The sequence below is a fragment of the Sphingobium aquiterrae genome, from assembly GCF_037154135.1.
Classification (GTDB): Bacteria; Pseudomonadota; Alphaproteobacteria; order Sphingomonadales; family Sphingomonadaceae; genus Sphingobium; species Sphingobium aquiterrae.
Window position 1 is genome coordinate 214,554 of sequence record NZ_JBANFL010000001.1, and the last position, 15,298, is coordinate 229,851.

General features: G+C 65.3%; 14 protein-coding genes and 1 riboswitch. Of the genes, 4 read left to right on the plus strand and 10 right to left on the minus strand.

What is annotated here, in order from left to right; all coding sequences use genetic code 11:
• Positions 1-43: 43 nt before the first annotated feature.
• A complete protein-coding gene (gene ubiA / locus WFP78_RS00895; RefSeq protein ID WP_336958201.1) occupies positions 44-949 on the minus strand; it encodes a 4-hydroxybenzoate octaprenyltransferase in 906 nt (301 codons plus the stop codon).
• A 101-nt stretch (positions 950-1,050) separates the two neighbouring features.
• On the opposite strand from ubiA, the gene WFP78_RS00900 reads away from it, so the two are divergent.
• Together WFP78_RS00900 and WFP78_RS00905 are read left to right on the plus strand one after the other, a co-directional pair.
• Positions 1,051-1,806 (plus strand): 16S rRNA (uracil(1498)-N(3))-methyltransferase, encoded by a 756-nt coding sequence (locus WFP78_RS00900; protein WP_336957877.1) that lies wholly within the window; start codon positions 1,051-1,053, stop codon positions 1,804-1,806.
• 104 nt (positions 1,807-1,910) lie between these two features.
• Positions 1,911-3,284: a glutamate--cysteine ligase gene (locus WFP78_RS00905; RefSeq protein WP_336957878.1), complete on the plus strand. Its 1,374-nt coding sequence runs from the start codon at positions 1,911-1,913 to the stop codon at positions 3,282-3,284.
• Between the two features lie 30 nt (positions 3,285-3,314).
• Here WFP78_RS00905 and WFP78_RS00910 read toward each other — a convergent pair whose 3' ends face one another.
• The 6 genes from WFP78_RS00910 to WFP78_RS00935 all read right to left on the minus strand — a co-directional run bounded on the left by WFP78_RS00910 (position 3,315) and on the right by WFP78_RS00935 (position 9,125).
• Positions 3,315-4,613, minus strand: coding sequence for a methyltransferase family protein (locus WFP78_RS00910; RefSeq protein ID WP_336957879.1), 1,299 nt, complete (start codon positions 4,611-4,613; stop codon positions 3,315-3,317).
• Positions 4,614-4,701: 88 nt separating this feature from the next.
• Positions 4,702-5,682, minus strand: coding sequence for a CorA family divalent cation transporter (locus tag WFP78_RS00915; protein WP_336957880.1), 981 nt, complete (start codon positions 5,680-5,682; stop codon positions 4,702-4,704).
• A 128-nt stretch (positions 5,683-5,810) separates the two neighbouring features.
• Entirely contained in the window at positions 5,811-6,401 is a 591-nt protein-coding gene (locus WFP78_RS00920; protein ID WP_336957881.1) for a DUF1345 domain-containing protein, read from the minus strand.
• A gap of 90 nt (positions 6,402-6,491) precedes the next feature.
• Positions 6,492-7,145: a methyl-accepting chemotaxis protein gene (locus WFP78_RS00925; RefSeq protein WP_336957882.1), complete on the minus strand. Its 654-nt coding sequence runs from the start codon at positions 7,143-7,145 to the stop codon at positions 6,492-6,494.
• A gap of 76 nt (positions 7,146-7,221) precedes the next feature.
• On the minus strand, positions 7,222-8,439 hold the full coding sequence (locus WFP78_RS00930) for an argininosuccinate synthase (protein ID WP_336957883.1): 1,218 nt from the start codon (positions 8,437-8,439) through the stop codon (positions 7,222-7,224).
• Positions 8,440-8,549: 110 nt separating this feature from the next.
• Complete coding sequence (locus WFP78_RS00935) at positions 8,550-9,125, minus strand: TMEM165/GDT1 family protein (protein ID WP_336957884.1); 576 nt, start codon at positions 9,123-9,125, stop codon at positions 8,550-8,552.
• Between the two features lie 13 nt (positions 9,126-9,138).
• Positions 9,139-9,327, minus strand: a riboswitch (yybP-ykoY riboswitch).
• A gap of 148 nt (positions 9,328-9,475) precedes the next feature.
• Between WFP78_RS00935 and WFP78_RS00940 the strand changes: the two genes are divergently transcribed.
• Both WFP78_RS00940 and WFP78_RS00945 read left to right on the plus strand, forming a co-directional pair.
• Complete coding sequence (locus tag WFP78_RS00940; protein WP_336957885.1) at positions 9,476-10,975, plus strand: catalase; 1,500 nt, start codon at positions 9,476-9,478, stop codon at positions 10,973-10,975.
• A gap of 200 nt (positions 10,976-11,175) precedes the next feature.
• Complete coding sequence (locus WFP78_RS00945) at positions 11,176-12,111, plus strand: DUF808 domain-containing protein (protein ID WP_336957886.1); 936 nt, start codon at positions 11,176-11,178, stop codon at positions 12,109-12,111.
• 111 nt (positions 12,112-12,222) lie between these two features.
• Here WFP78_RS00945 and WFP78_RS00950 read toward each other — a convergent pair whose 3' ends face one another.
• Genes WFP78_RS00950 through WFP78_RS00960 form a run of 3 tightly spaced genes read right to left on the minus strand, consistent with a single transcriptional unit; the run spans position 12,223 to position 14,994 of the window.
• A complete protein-coding gene (locus tag WFP78_RS00950) occupies positions 12,223-13,473 on the minus strand; it encodes a cyclopropane-fatty-acyl-phospholipid synthase family protein (RefSeq protein ID WP_336957887.1) in 1,251 nt (416 codons plus the stop codon).
• A gap of 31 nt (positions 13,474-13,504) precedes the next feature.
• Positions 13,505-14,269 carry a molybdopterin-dependent oxidoreductase gene (locus WFP78_RS00955; protein WP_336957888.1) on the minus strand — a complete coding sequence of 255 codons (765 nt, stop codon included), beginning with the start codon at positions 14,267-14,269 and terminating at the stop codon, positions 13,505-13,507.
• Entirely contained in the window at positions 14,266-14,994 is a 729-nt protein-coding gene (locus tag WFP78_RS00960; protein WP_336957889.1) for a cytochrome b/b6 domain-containing protein, read from the minus strand. Before WFP78_RS00960 ends, WFP78_RS00955 begins: the two co-directional genes overlap by 4 nt.
• Positions 14,995-15,298 lie beyond the last annotated feature (304 nt).

The window sequence follows — 15,298 nt, forward strand, 5'->3', positions numbered from 1 at the left end:
CATTCCCGCCTGCGCGGGAATGACAGGAAAGGAGGAGTGAGGCTCATGCGCTGCCGACGACGAGGCAGCCAAGGAACATCAGCAGCCCGGCAAACCGGTTGGAGCGGAATTTCGCGAGTGGATCGGCGCCGTCATCCTGGCGCAGGGTGGTCACTTGCCAGAGCAACTGGCCCGCCATCGGCAGCAGGGCGAGCAACGCCAGCGCCTGCGGCCGGACCTGCCAGATGGCCATGGTCCACAGCGCGATGGCCAGCGCATAGCAGAGGGTGACGCCGCCACGCACATGGGCACCCATGGCGCGCGCGCTGGACTTGATGCCGACCAGCGCGTCGTCCTCCCGGTCCTGCACGGCGTAGATAGTGTCGTACCCCACGACCCAGAAAATGCAGCCGGCATAGAGCAAGATCCCCGGCAGGGTCAGTTGCCCGGCGGCTTCCGTCCAGGCGACCGGCGCCGCCCAGGAAAAGACCAGCCCCAGCCAGAGCTGCGGCCACCATGTGATCCGCTTCATGAAGGGATAGGCGGCGACCAGCGCGAGGCTGAGGAGGGCGACCAGCATCGCCAGCGGCCGCAACTGCACCCACACGATCAGCCCCGCCAGGCACAGCGCCAGCAGCCAGGCCCACGCCGCCTTCAGCGAGACCGCGCCGCTGGCTAGCGGGCGGCTGCGCGTGCGCTCCACCTGTGCATCGAGGTCGCGGTCGACGATGTCGTTATAGACGCAGCCTGCGCCGCGCATGGCGATGCTGCCCAGCAGCAGCCACAGCACCAGCGGCCAGCGCGCCATCGCCTGCCCCGCCAGTGCCACCGCCCAGGCGCCGGGCCAGAACAGCAGCCACCAGCCGATCGGCCGGTCGAACCGCGCCAGCAGCGCAAAGGCCCGCACTTTTCCGGGCAGCCGCGCCACCAGCCCCCGGGCTTCGCTGTCGGGAACGATCTGCTCGGTCATCATGTCCTGGTTCACCCCGTACTTGTCCAAAGGCGGCTCATGCTCTTTAGAGAAGTGCAGGGCGGCGACAAGGCTCCGCCCGGACAAGATGGTGACTGAAGATGACCGCGACCCCCGCCTGGCCCCCGCAAAGTGCGCCGCGCCTCTATGTCGATACGCCTCTGGCGCAGGGCGTCGCGGTGCCGGTCGATGGCAATGCCGCCCATTATCTGATCGCCGTCATGCGGGTGAAGGCGGGCGACACCGTGCTGCTGTTCGACGGGACATCGGGCGAATGGGCCGCGACCGCGCGCGACATCCGCAAGCGCGATCTGGTGCTGGACTGCGTCGCCAATACCAAACCGCCAGAGGCGGTGCCCGATTTCTGGCTGTGCGTCGCGCCGGTGAAGAAAGGGCGGATCGACCTGATCGCCGAAAAAGCCTGCGAACTGGGGGTCGCGCGGCTGCGGCCGGTGCTGACCCGGCGGTCGGTGGTGGACAAGCTCAATCTCGACCGGCTGCACGCGCATCTGGTGGAAGCCGCCGAGCAATGCGGCCGCACGGCCATCCCCGCGCTGGACGAGATGGTGAAGCTGGACGCGTTGCTCAAAAGCTGGCCGGCCGAACGCCACCTGTTCTTCGCCGATGAAACGGGCGGCGCACCGCTGGCATCGGCCTTTGCCGCGCATCCCGGCCCCGCCGCCCTGCTCGTGGGGCCGGAGGGCGGCTTCGACCCGCAGGAGCGCGCGGCGATCCGTGCGGTGCCGGGCGCGGTGCCGGTCTCGCTCGGACCCCGCATCCTGCGCGCGGAAACCGCCGCGATTGCGGCCACCGCCGCGTGGATGACGCTCAACGGCGACTGGGCGCCGGCGGCATGATATCGGTTTTCATTCGAAATTGGATTGCACCCGTCATAGACGCAACTTATGTGCGGGCCGCGCACTTCATTTGACGTGCGTTGGGTAAAGGATAAGGGGCGGGGATGAGCACCAGAACCGATTCAGACGGCGACGACCCGATCATCGAAAGCCGCGACCAGCTGATCGCGGCCTTCGCCAAGGGGGAAAAGCCGCCCGAGCGCTGGCGCATCGGCACCGAGCATGAGAAGTTCGTCTACTCGGTGAAGGATCATCATGCCCCCTCCTATGAGGAAAAGGGCGGCATCCACACCCTGCTGATCGGCCTGACCCGCTATGGCTGGAGCCCGGTGTTCGAGGGTGAGAACATCATCGCCCTGTCGGGCGCCGACGGCACGATCAGCCTGGAGCCCGCCGGCCAGCTGGAACTTTCCGGCGCGCCGCTCGACAATCTGCACCAGACCTGCGCCGAGACCGGCCGCCATCTGGAGCAGGTGAAATATGTCGGCGACATGCTGGGCCTGGGCTTCCTGGGCCTTGGCATGTGGCCGGACAAGACCCGCGCCGAGCTGCCGATCATGCCCAAGGGGCGCTATGAGATCATGCTGCGGCATATGCCGCGCGTGGGCTCCATGGGCCTCGACATGATGCTGCGCACCTGCACCGTCCAGACCAATCTCGACTATGCGAGCGAGGCGGGGATGGCCAAGATGTTCCGTACCTCGCTTGCGCTGCAGCCGCTGGCGACGGCGCTGTTCGCCAACTCGCCCTTTACGGAAGGCAAGCCCAACGGCTTCCTGTCCTATCGCAGCCACATCTGGTCGGATACCGATCCGGCGCGCACCGGCATGCTGCCCTTCGTGTTCGAGGATGGCTTCGGTTATGAGCGCTATGCCGACTATGCGCTGGACGTGCCGATGTATTTCGTGTTCCGCGAGGGGCGCTATATCGACGCGTCGGGGCTGTCCTTCCGCGATTTCCTTGAGGGCAAGCTGAGCGTCCTGCCGGGCGAGAAGCCGACGGAGAAGGACTGGGAAGACCATCTCTCCACCGCCTTCCCCGAAGTGCGGCTGAAGAGCTTTCTGGAGATGCGCGGGGCCGATGGCGGTCCGTGGAGCCGCATCTGCGCGCTGCCGGCGCTGTGGGTCGGGCTGCTTTATGACGGCACGGCGCTCGACGCGGCTTGGGACGTGGTCAAGGATTGGTCGATGGACGAGCGGCAGCTGCTGCGCGATTCCGTGCCGAAACTCGGTCTCGATGCGCCGATCGGCGGCGGCCGCACGCTGCGCGCCATTGCCGGCGAAGTGGTGGACATCGCGCGCAGCGGCCTTGCGGCGCGGGCGCGGCTCGATTCCTCGGGCAATAATGAGACGGGCTATCTCGCTGCGCTCGACGCCGTCATCGCCAGCGGCAAGACGCCCGCCGAAAGCCTGCTGGACCGCTATCATGGCGCATGGAACGGCGATGTCAGCCGCGTCTATGCCGAGGAAAGCTTCTGATCCACGCCCGTGAAAGCGGCGCGCGGCGGGTTATTCCGCCGGCTGGAGCGTGGGGTCCGGTCGCCGCCCGCCGGTGATCAGCGTCACCAGGCGCGGCACCGGCCCGTTGCGTTCCATCCATGCATGATAGGCCGCATAGGCGGAGTCGGCGAGCAGGTGCTTCTCCTCCGTCCGCGCGCGCCAGTAATAGATGGCGCTGACGATCCCCATGATCGCGCAGTTGCGTATCATGTCGACCATGCTGCCGCTGGTCGCGAGGAAGGGCAGGGTGGAGCACCACCAGAAGAGATTCTTCGACAGATAGGCCGGGTGGCGGCTCCAGCGATAGGGCCCATGGGTCAGGATGCCGCGATGGGTGAGGTTGGAAAAGCGGAGCCCGAAGGCCACCGTCGCCCAGGCATAGACGCCCGTCAGCAGCACCAGCAGCCCCCCCATTGCCCATAGCGCGGCGGGATATGCGCCCAGCCATATGTCCCATTCCGCCGTATTGTGATGATAGTCCAGCGGGCCTCCGGGGCCCATCAGCACGAAGGGCGGGTAACAGATCAGCGCCGCCGCCCAGCCTGCCAGATAGGGATTGGCGCTGCGGATATGGGCGTCCAGCGGCCTGCAGGTCAGCATATAGCCCACGGTCGCAAAGGCGACGTCGATCAGGAACATCAGCGTGATGAGGAAATTGGCGAGGCTGACCGGGCCTGCGATCGCGTCCGCCGGTTTCCAGTGGACGAGGTTGGCGAAATTCGCCGGCACGATGGAGAGCATGAAGGCGAGGAAAAAGCCCTTCACCAGCCATGCCCGGGCATGATTGGCCACTTGCGCCATGTCGGGCGCCCCCGCCGCGCCGCCGATCACCCACTGGCCGAAAGCATAGGTCGCATCGCGCGGTTCCTGCAGCCGCCGCTCAAGCCACAGCACATAGGGAATGGAGAAGGCCAGCAGCCATGGGGCCGCCATGCCCAGCATCTGCATGGCAAAGCGATAGCCGCCGTCCCAATACCAGCGGGCGATGCAATAGCAGACGGCGATCGCCCCCCATGTCGCCCACAGCCCGGCGATCTTGACGAGGCCGGTGTCGATCACCGCGCGCCATGGCCGGGGCGCTGCCTGCCAGTCGATGCCGGTCGAGGGATTGCGATGCACCTTGTCGACCAGCAGCGACCACAGCAGCATCGGCAGGCCGCAGGCGACCACTGCCGTCATCCCCGCATAGGGGCCATCCATGCCATAATGCCAGGCGACCGCCGTCCACAGCGCCAGCCCGCACAGGCCGGCGATGCCGACGGCATGGCCGACGGCCGACGGGGGGCAGGGATCGCGTGCATCGCTCATCCCGCCGCTCTAGGCGAAATTGGTAAGCAAGCGATGAAGGGGCCGGAGATCGGTCGGCCCCCCTTCCCCCGGGCGGCGGCGGCCCGGCTCAGTTGCGGTGGACCAGCCCCATCATCACCAGCATGGCATAGACCCCGCCTGACGCGATGATCCCCAGCGCGGCGGCCATCACGGTGCCGGCCGTACCCTGCGCAAAGGGAAGCCCGCCGGTGTTCATCCCGAAAAAGCCGGTGACGAGCGTCGCGGGCAGCAGCAGCGCGGAGAGGATCGAGAGCACATAGAGATTCTGGTTGGTGCGCTGTGCCGCCTGCAAGTCCGCCTCTTCGCGCAGCAGCCGCAACTGGCTCTGGATCGCCATCATCTCATCGTCGATGGCGGAAAGCTGCTGCGCCAGCTTTTCGATGGTGGGGCGCAGGTCGGGCGGCAGCTCTTCATCCTGTTCCAGGCGCCTGAACGCGGCCCGCATGCCGGAAAGCTGGCGGTGGAACTGCACGATCCGCCGCCTGATGCCCACGAGCCGGCGGTGATCGAAGCCCGCCGGCATGTCCAGCAGCTCATCCTCGAACCGTTCGATCTGCTGCGCCTGCGCGGATGCGACGCTGCCGATATTCTCCACGATCGCGGAGACGGCGAGGTCCAGCGCGTCGGCGGCATGGCGCACGAGCCGCCCGTCGCGCTCGATATGGCGGCGGATGATGTCCGCCGAGCGCAGCGGATGATGCCGCGCCGTGATAATCAGCCCAGGCCCCAATGCGATCCGCAGCGTGCCGGTGCGATCGGTATCGAGCCGGTCGAAATCCCGCTCGACATCGTGCAGCACGCATCCGATCCATCCGTCCGTCACCAGCGCGCGCTGGTGCCCGTCATTGTCGAGCAGCAGCGCGCGCAGTTCTTCGGGCAGCGTGTCCGCCGTGCGAATCCAGTTGCGTGTCGGCTGGTCGGCAAGGCTCAGGTGCAGCCAGCGGAACTCCCCGCGCTCGGCCGTGCAGCCGATCGTGCCCTCCGGACAGGAAAGGGCAAGGCCGCCCGCGAAATCGATCGCCCAGATGACAGAGGGGGTAATATCCATGCCTGTCTCCACGGAGTCGGGATCGCATGGCCTCTATAGCATGGGCAGCGGACACCGCATCCATGGCGCCGAGAGTGTGTGAGAAAGCCGGTTCCAGCCCGCGCGCCCACGCTTTCTCAAACAGTCCCTCAGCCCCCGCCCAGCACGTTGATGGTGAAGGCGATGATGCCGAGGTTGAAGACGAACGCCGCCAGGCAGTGATAGGTCACGATCTTGCGGATCGCCGACGTCCGGATGGCGACATCCGATGTCTGGAACGTCATGCCCAGGGTGAAGGCGAAATAGATGAAGTCCCAGTAGCGCGGCTCCCTGGTGGCGGGAAAGGCGATGCCGCCGCTATCCTTGCCCGTTACGCCCTTCACATAGAAGATATGGGCATAGTGCAGCGCATAGACCATGTTGGTGAACAGCCAGGCCAGCGCCAGAGTGCTGAGCAGCAGCGCGATCTCCACCGGCTTTGGGCCTCCGCGCGCAGACACGGCGACCCCGACCGCGATCAGGATGATGACGCTGACAATGCCGGTCAGCAGCAGCATCAGTTCGCGATTGGCGTCGTTGCGCTCGGCATTGCGCCGCATCGTGCCAGCGTCGTTGCTGATCAGCGGCGCGACCGTGACGAGGAAGGCGAGGGCGGCGATATCGAAGCCCGCCATCATCGCTTCATGCCATGGCAGCCAGAAGGCGAGCGGCAGGGAAAGCGCCAACAGCGCAAGGAACATGCCGTAGCGCCAGGGGAAAAGAGGGGCGAGCGATGGGCGGGGACGCATGCCCGGGAATAGGCCCGCATCCCCTGCGGGACGCAAGGGGAATCAATGCGCGATCAGGCTTCGCGCCCTGCTGGTCGCCGATTGGGTATGGACCGCGAGCGCCTTGATCTCGGCCGCGACGACGGCAAAGCCGCGCCCCGCATCGCCCGCCCGGGCCGCCTCTATCGATGCATTGAGCGCGAGCAGGTCGGTCTGTCGGGCGATGCTGTCGATGGAATCGACAATCTCCGCCACCTGCGCCAGCACCGTTTCCACAACGGCCCGCCGGTTGCTTTCCTGCGCGCGGAGCATCCGTTCCGCGTCCTCGCGCGCGGTGATGGCCCGTTGCTCGGCGCTGATGTCGTGGACGAATTTGACGACGCCGGTCTGGATGCCGTCGGCGTTGAAAACCGGATTATAGCTGCCGCGTATCCAGATTTGCGCGCCATTGCGGTCGCGCCGGCAATAGGCGCCGGTGTCGAACTGGCCGGAGCGCAGCCGCGCCCAGAATTGCCGATATGCCGGCGTTTCAATATAGTCCGGATCGCACAACAGCTGGTGATGACGGCCGACAAGATCCTCGAAGCGATAATCGAACAGCTTCAGGAAATTCTCGTTGGCGCCCGTGACGTTCCCGGCCACATCGAAGCTGGCGATGGCGGACGACCGGTCCATCGCCTGCCACATCGCCTCGGACTCGATATCCACTCCACGCACTGGACCACCTCATTTTTCTTGAGGGCACTCCCCTGTGCGTAGCGGATATGACGGGAACGTCGACAGGTTTTTGCGATCAGCCGTTGCGGCGGCCCAGCAGACGCAGGCGCAATGCGTTCAGCTTGATGAAGCCTTCCGCGTCGCGCTGGTCATAGGCGCCGGCATCGTCCTCGAAGGTCACGACCTTTTCGCTGTAGAGCGAATAGGGCGACTTGCGGCCGATGACGGAGACGTTGCCCTTGTACAGCTTCAGGCGGACGGTGCCCGTCACCTTCTCCTGGCTGTGGTCGATGGCGGCCTGCAGCATCTCGCGCTCGGGCGAGAACCAGAAGCCGTTGTAGATCAGCTCGGCATAGCGTGGGGCCAGCTCGTCCTTCAGATGCGCGGCGCCCCGGTCGAGCGTCAGCTGCTCGATGCCGCGATGGGCGAGGTGATAGATGGTGCCGCCCGGCGTCTCGTACATGCCGCGCGACTTCATGCCCACGAAACGGTTCTCGACCAGGTCGAGCCGGCCGATGCCATGCTTGCGGCCATAGTCGTTCAGCGTTTCCAGCAGGGTCGCGGGGCTCATGCCCACGCCGTTGATGGCGACGCCGTCGCCACGCTCGAAATCGATGGTGATGATCTCCGGCGCGTCAGGCGCGTCCTCGGGGTTCACCGTGCGCGAATAGACATAGTCGGGCACTTCCTGCCACGGATCTTCCAGCACCTTGCCCTCCGAAGAGGTGTGCAGCATGTTCGCGTCGGTCGAGAAGGGGCTTTCGCCGCGCTTGTCCTTGGCGATGGGGATCTGGTTCTGTTCGGCGAACTCGATCAGGCGGGTGCGGCTGGTCAGGTCCCATTCGCGCCAGGGTGCGATCACCTTGATGTCCGGCTGGAGCGCGTAATAGCCCAGCTCGAAGCGGACCTGGTCATTGCCCTTGCCGGTCGCGCCATGGCTGACGGCATCGGCGCCGACTTGTCTGGCGATCTCGATCTGGCGCTTGGCGATCAGCGGCCGGGCGATCGAGGTGCCGAGCAGGTACAGCCCCTCATAGAGCGCATTGGAGCGCATCATCGGAAAGACATAATCCTTCACGAACTCCTCGCGCAGGTCGTCGATGAAGATATGCTCGGGCTTCACGCCCATCAGCTCCGCCTTCTTGCGGGCCGGTTCCAGTTCCTCGCCCTGGCCGAGGTCCGCCGTGAAGGTCACGACCTCGCACTGATAGGTCTGCTGCAGCCATTTCAGGATGACGCTGGTGTCGAGGCCGCCGGAAAAGGCGAGGACGATGCGATTGATGGACTCGGACATGGGGTTCCCTCAGGGCGGCGAAATACGGGCGCGCGGGTAACAGGCGCAACCGCGAAGCGCAACCGCAAAGCCGGATTTCGCGCGGCATCGGGCCATCGGCACCGGGGCGATCAGAGCCAGCCGGCGAGCCCTGCGAGCATCCACAGGCCCAGTGCCAGGAACAGCAGCGCCGCGCCGATCTGCAGCGCGCGCATCGGCACCCGTTTGGCCAGCGCTTCGCCAAAGACCACGGCGGGCACATTGGCGATCATCATGCCCAATGTCGTGCCGGCGGTGACGGCAAAGACATTCTCGAAGCGGGCGCCCAGCGCCACCGTTGCGACCTGCGTCTTGTCGCCCATCTCGACCAGGAAGAAGGCGACCAGCGTCGTCACGAACACGCCGGCTTTCGATGGTGCCTTGAGTGGGGCATCCTCGTCGATCTTGTCGGGCACGAGCGTCCAGATGGCCATGGCGACGAAACTCAGGGCTACGGCATAGCGGAACCATGGGCTTTGCAGCAGCCCGGCCGCTTCATGGCCGACCAGCGCGGCGAGGAAATGGTTGGCGATCGTCGCGAACAATATGCCCATGATGATCGGCACCGGCTTTCGAAAGCGGGTGGCGAGCAGCATGGCGAGCAATTGCGTCTTGTCGCCCATTTCGGCGAGGGCGACGAGCGCGGTAGAGGTGAGGAGGGCTTCCATCGGGGCGTTCTTCCGGGCCGGGCGCGAAACGGACACAATGCCACCGCGCCTCCCGCCCGGCCGGACGGAGGTGCGATGCCATTGGTCTCGACAGACGCGATGCCCTGCATCCCGTCCCGCGCGCCATGGTGTCTCCACCAAATATGTTGACGCGCGGCCCACCGATTCTTCGGTGGTTGGCTACTCCCCAGATGACGGGCTAGGCTGTAGGCGAGTCGCAGGGATGGCGCAAGCGTGGGAAAGGCTGGCGCATAAATCGACTTATCCGATCAGTGTCTTGTCACTAATCAATTTCATTGGAAGAGGTGGGGGCTTTAATACGGTTCGCACAACCAAGAAGGAGATGCGCGATGACCGATAGACCGACGATGACCACCAGCGCCGGCGCGCCGATCGCCGATAATCAGAACAGCCTCTCCGCCGGGCCGCGCGGCCCCCTGCTGCTGCAGGATTACCAGCTGATCGAGAAGCTGGCCCACCAGAATCGCGAGCGCATTCCCGAACGCGCCGTGCATGCCAAGGGCTGGGGCGCGCATGGCACGCTGACGATCACCGGCGATATTTCGCAATATACCAAGGCGAAGGCGCTGCAGCCGGGCGCCGAAACGCCGATGATCATCCGCTTTTCCACCGTCGCGGGCGAGCTGGGCGCGGCCGATGCCGAGCGCGACGTGCGCGGCTTTGCGATGAAATTCTACACGCCCGAAGGCAATTGGGATCTGGTCGGCAACAACACGCCGGTCTTCTTCGTGCGCGATCCGCTGAAATTCCCCGATTTCATCCACACGCAGAAGCGCCACCCGCGCACCAACCTGCGCTCGCCGACCGCGATGTGGGATTTCTGGTCGCTCAGCCCCGAATCGTTGCATCAGGTGACGATCCTGATGTCCGACCGCGGCCTGCCGACGGACGTGCGCCACATCAACGGCTATGGCAGCCACACCTACAGCCTGATCAACGAAGCGGGCGAGCGTTTCTGGGTGAAGTTCCACTTCAAGACGCTTCAGGGCCACAGGCACTGGACGAACGAAGAAGCCGCAGGCGTCGTGGGCCGCACCCGCGAATCGACGCAGGAAGACCTGTTCGAGGCGATCGAGACCGGCAATTTCCCCAAATGGAAGATGCAGGTGCAGATCATGCCGGAGCTGGACGCGGAAAAGACGTCCTATAATCCGTTCGACCTGACCAAGGTGTGGCCGCATGCCGACTATCCGGTGATCGACATCGGCGAGTTCATACTCAACCGGAACGCGGACAATTATTTCGCGGAGATCGAGCAGGCGGCGTTCAGCCCGTCCAACATCGTGCCGGGCATCGGCTTTTCGCCCGACAAGATGTTGCAGGCCCGCATCTTCAGCTATGCCGACGCGCATCGCCACCGCATCGGCACCCATTATGAAGCGCTGCCGATCAACGCGCCCAAATGCCCGGTGCATCATTATCACAAGGACGGAGCGATGCGCTTCTTCCCGAACAATCCGAACCCGGCGGCCTATTATGAGCCCAACAGCTTTGGCGGGCCGGTGCAGGAGGATCGCTTCCGCGAGCCGCCGCTGAAGATTTCGGGCGATGCGGACCGGTGGAACCATCGCGAGGGCAATGACGATTTCGGCCAGCCCCGCGCATTGTTCACCCTGTTCGATGATGCGCAGAAAGCGCGGCTGTTCGCCAATATCGCGGCGGCCATGGGCGATACGCCGGATGAGATCGTGGAACGCCAGTGCAGGCTTTTCGATCAGGTCCACCCGGACTATGGCGCGGGCGTGCGGGCGGCGCGGGCGACGGCCAAAGGTCGTAACCCGTCGATCTCCGCGCCGACCGACCAGACGCTGGCCGACGCTTCCGCCTGATCGCATGCCCTGACACCCTGCCGCTGTGCGCGGCGGCAGGGCTCCGAATGCCGCTGGCCTCTCCCCTGGGCCGGCGGCATTTGTTTCCCGCCTGTATCCCGCGGCTGCAATCCCCGTGACGTGCCGCCTCATGTGCATATGCGGCGTTGCAGCATGGCGCGCGGCCCGGTAGGCAGCGGGCAACAGGGAGTTTCTTTTGCATGCCTTCGGGATTGATCGCACTGCTCGACGATGTGGCGGGCATCGCCAAGCTGGCCGCCTCCTCGCTGGACGATGTCGCCGGCGCCGCCGGCAAGGCGGGGACGAAGGCGGCGGGTGTCGTCATCGACGATGCGGCGGTGACGCCGCGCTATGTGACCGGGCTGACCCCGGACCGCGAGCTGCCGATCATCTACAAGATCGCCAAGGGCAGCCTGAAGAACAAGCTGGTCTTCCTGCTGCCGCTGGCGCTCGCACTCAGCGCGTTTGCGCCCTGGGCATTGACGCCGCTGCTGATGCTGGGCGGGGCCTTCCTCTGCTTCGAAGGCGCGGAGAAGATCATCGAGGCGATCCAGGGCGGGCATGACGAAGCGGCCGATGCCGCCGCCACGCTGAGTTCGAAGGAACTGGAGGACGAGAAGGTCAGCGGCGCCGTCCGCACGGATTTCATCCTGTCGGGGGAGATCATCGCCATCTCGCTGGCCAGCGTCGCCGGGTCGCCGCTCTGGGAACAGGCGATCGTGCTGGTGGCCGTCGCCATCTTCATCACCGTGGGCGTTTATGGCGCGGTCGGCTTCATCGTGAAGATGGACGACATGGGGCTGCACCTGGCCAAGGGGTCGACCGGCTTCGGGCGTGGGCTGGGGCGCGGGCTGGTGCATGCCATGCCGGTGCTGATGCACATCCTCGCCTATGTCGGCACGGCGGCGATGCTGTGGGTCGGCGGGGGCATCCTGCTCCACGGGATCGAGACATTCGGCTGGGATGCGCTGCCCCATGCCGTCCATGGCGCGGCGGCTGCCGTGGGCCATGTGGCGGGGCCGGCCGCCGGCTTTGTCGAATGGCTGGTGACGGCGGCGGCCTCGGGCATGCTGGGCCTTGCCGTCGGCGCGATCATCGTTGCGGTGCTGTACCTCGTCCCGCGCAAGAAGCACTGAGCCATTTCCGCCGTGCTCCTGCGTAGGGCAGGAGCCCAGAGTGCGACGCATCAAGCTCACCTCTGTAGAGACCCTGGGTTCCTGCCTACGCAGGAACACCGCATCTCATGACTATCCCTTCGCCCGGATTTCGGCTTCCGTCCGTGCGATATAGTCGCGGGTGATCGGCAGCGTATGCCGGTTGCGCGCATATTGAATCTGGTAGTTCAGCATGCCGCCATCCTCGAAGGCGGATGTCGCCCCGGCCAGATAGAGCGTCCACATGCGGAAGAAGCGCTCGTCATACAGCACCTCGATCTCCGCGCGGTGCGCCACGGTGCGCGCATACCATTCGCGCAGGGTGAAGGCATAATGCAGGCGCAGCGATTCGACGTCCGTCACCATCAGCCGGGCGGGCTCGGAGGCGCTCACGATTTCCGACAGGGCGGGGATGTAGCCGCCGGGGAAGATATATTTGTCGGTGAAGGCGTCGGTGCTGCCCGGCCCGCCCATGCGCCCGATGGTGTGCAGCAGCATCACGCCGTCCGGCGTCAGCAGGTCATGGCATTTGGCGAAGAATTCGCGAAAATGCGCGGTGCCGACATGCTCGAACATGCCGACCGACACGATCCGGTCGAAGGGGCCGGCAACGTCGCGATAGTCGATCAGTTCGAAGCGGACATGGTCGGCAACGCCCGCATCCTTCGCCCGCTGCTGCGCGATCTTGAGCTGTTCCTCCGAAAGGGTGACGCCCAGCACGTCGACGCCGCAGGCGCGGTGCAGGTACAGCGCCATGCCGCCCCAGCCGCAGCCGATATCCAGCACTTTCATGCCCGGCTTCAGCGCCAGCTTGGCGGCGATATGCGCTTTCTTGTCCACCTGCGACTGGTCGAGCGAGATCGGGTGTGCGCCGATCGCCGTGCCTTCGGGCCAATAGGCGCAGCTATATTGCCGGTCCTTGTCGAGGAACAGGTCGTAGAGCGCGGCGGACAGGTCGTAATGATGGGCGACATTCTGGCGGGAGCGCCAGCGGGCATTGGCGCGGCCGGCGCGGCGGCCGATCCCCTTGGCGAATCGCTTGAGCGGCGACTGGTTCTCGATCGAGCGCTTGCTTTCCCAATTATTGTTGCCGCGCACCAGCTTGACGAAATCCATGATGTCGCCGCCGCCGATGATCGCGCGGCCGTCCATATAGGCTTCGGCCAGGCCAAGGCGCGGGCTGCGGATGATGTCCCGCCCGACCTTCGCGTCGGTGAAGCGCAGCGTCAGGTCGGGGAAGGCGGGATCGGCGGTGCCGAAAACCCGGCTTTTGCCATCATGGCGGATGAGGGTGAGTTGGCCCTTGCGGATCAACCGGTCGAGATAGCGTTCGAACAACCACATAGGTCTTCTTTAGACACTGATTACGCGAAGTTCAAAGCCCCGCATACCATTCATAGCCCGCAACATCCTCCCAATAGCCCCCTTTGCCGCCATGGATGCCCCTGAGCGAGGCGACGGCTTCGATCCCGACCAGATATTTCGCCTGTTTATAGCCAAGCTGTCGTTCCACCCGCAGGCGCAGCGGCGCGCCATTGGCGATGGGCAGCGGCCGGTCGTTCAGCGCATAGGCAAGCATAGTCTGGGGGTGGAAGGCGTCGATCATGTCGATGCTCTCATAATAGGGCCGCGCCCCGCCATTGGTGTCGGCGCAATGGAAGACCAGATAGTTGGCGTCAGGCCGCAGCCCCGCCGCGCGCAGCAGGGGGCCAAGCGGCGCGCCCCGCCATTTGCCGATGGCGCTCCACCCCTCCACGCAGTCATGCCGGGTGATCTGCTCGCGATGGGGCATGGCCTGGAGATCGGCGAGGGAAAGGGCGATGGGCCGTGCGAACAGCCCCGTCAGCCGCAGCCGCCAGTCGACGAAGCGCCGGGCCATCCAGGCATGATATTCGGGCGTGCCGGGGTCGCGCGTGCCGTTGGAGCGGAAGATGCGGGAGCGCTCGGCCGGATCGAACTCGCGGGCCAGCGCATGGCGATCGGTCAGCGTGCGCTGCGTCCAGCGATGGAAATTCTCGGCGTTGAACAGCACCTGCTGGACGGGTTTTTGCTCCGCCAGCCAGTCGCAGCCGGTCAGCAATCCGCCCGCGCCCAGCGCCATGCCGGAAACGAGCGCGCGGCGGGTGATGAACGGGCTCATGCCGCCTCCTCCACGCGCGCCGGGCGCGGCCTGTACCAGCCGGTGATCATCGCGCGCAGCTCATTGACCGGGCCGGCCAGCAGTACCATCAGGATATGCACGATGAAGAAGGCGACGGTCGCCCAGGCGGCGATGAAATGCAGCGACCGGGCCGACTGCCGCCCGCCGAACAGGTCCAGCAGCCATGGCCATGCCGCATCGATGCCCGGCGACATGGTGAGCCCGGTCCCGATCAGCACCGGCAGCAGGATGAACAGCACGCCGTTGTAGCTCGCCTTCTGCAGGATATTGTAGCGCAGCGCCGCGGCGCCGGTGGGGAAGCGCAGCCGCGCATGATCGGCAATGTCGCGCAGGATATGGCGGGGCGACAGCTCCGCCCGGCGAAAGGCGAGATCGCGGCTGAAATGCCGGCCGGCCACGCTCCACAGCATGTAGAACAGCAGCCCGAAGGCAAGGACCGGCGCGAAGGTGAAATGCCAGTGGCGCGACATGGCGAGGTTATAATGCCCCGGCAGCGTGATCCAGCCGGGGAAGCGCGGCAACGCCAGCCAGGCATAGTCGAAATTCGCGCCATATTGCCCCCAATAGAGCCGGGGATGGGCGTTGAAGATGCCCAGGCCGCTCATGAACAGGGTGAAGAAGGCGACGACATTCAGCCAGTGCCACAGCCGCGTGGGCAGCCGGTGCCGCCTTACCGCCTCGCCCTTCATCGTCTCCGCAGCCATGGCGCGCTCCCGTTCCCGATGCGTCTGCTTGGGTCCATCGATGCTTTGGTTACAGCAGCTTAGACCCGATCGGCGCGACTGTATCCTTCCTGCATCACCTTTGTCCAAATCTCCCGACCCTGACGGCGCCATTCATGTGACAGAAAGGTTACAGTTCCATAAGGCCCTCCTGCGTCGCAACATGACGTAGAAATGCAAGGGGTTACAAGATCGCCAGTCGATCAATTCAAGAGGTATCGAGTTAAAAATTCTCTGAACGTCACCCCTTTTAAATAGCATTTCGAAACCTACATCGCCTTCACCT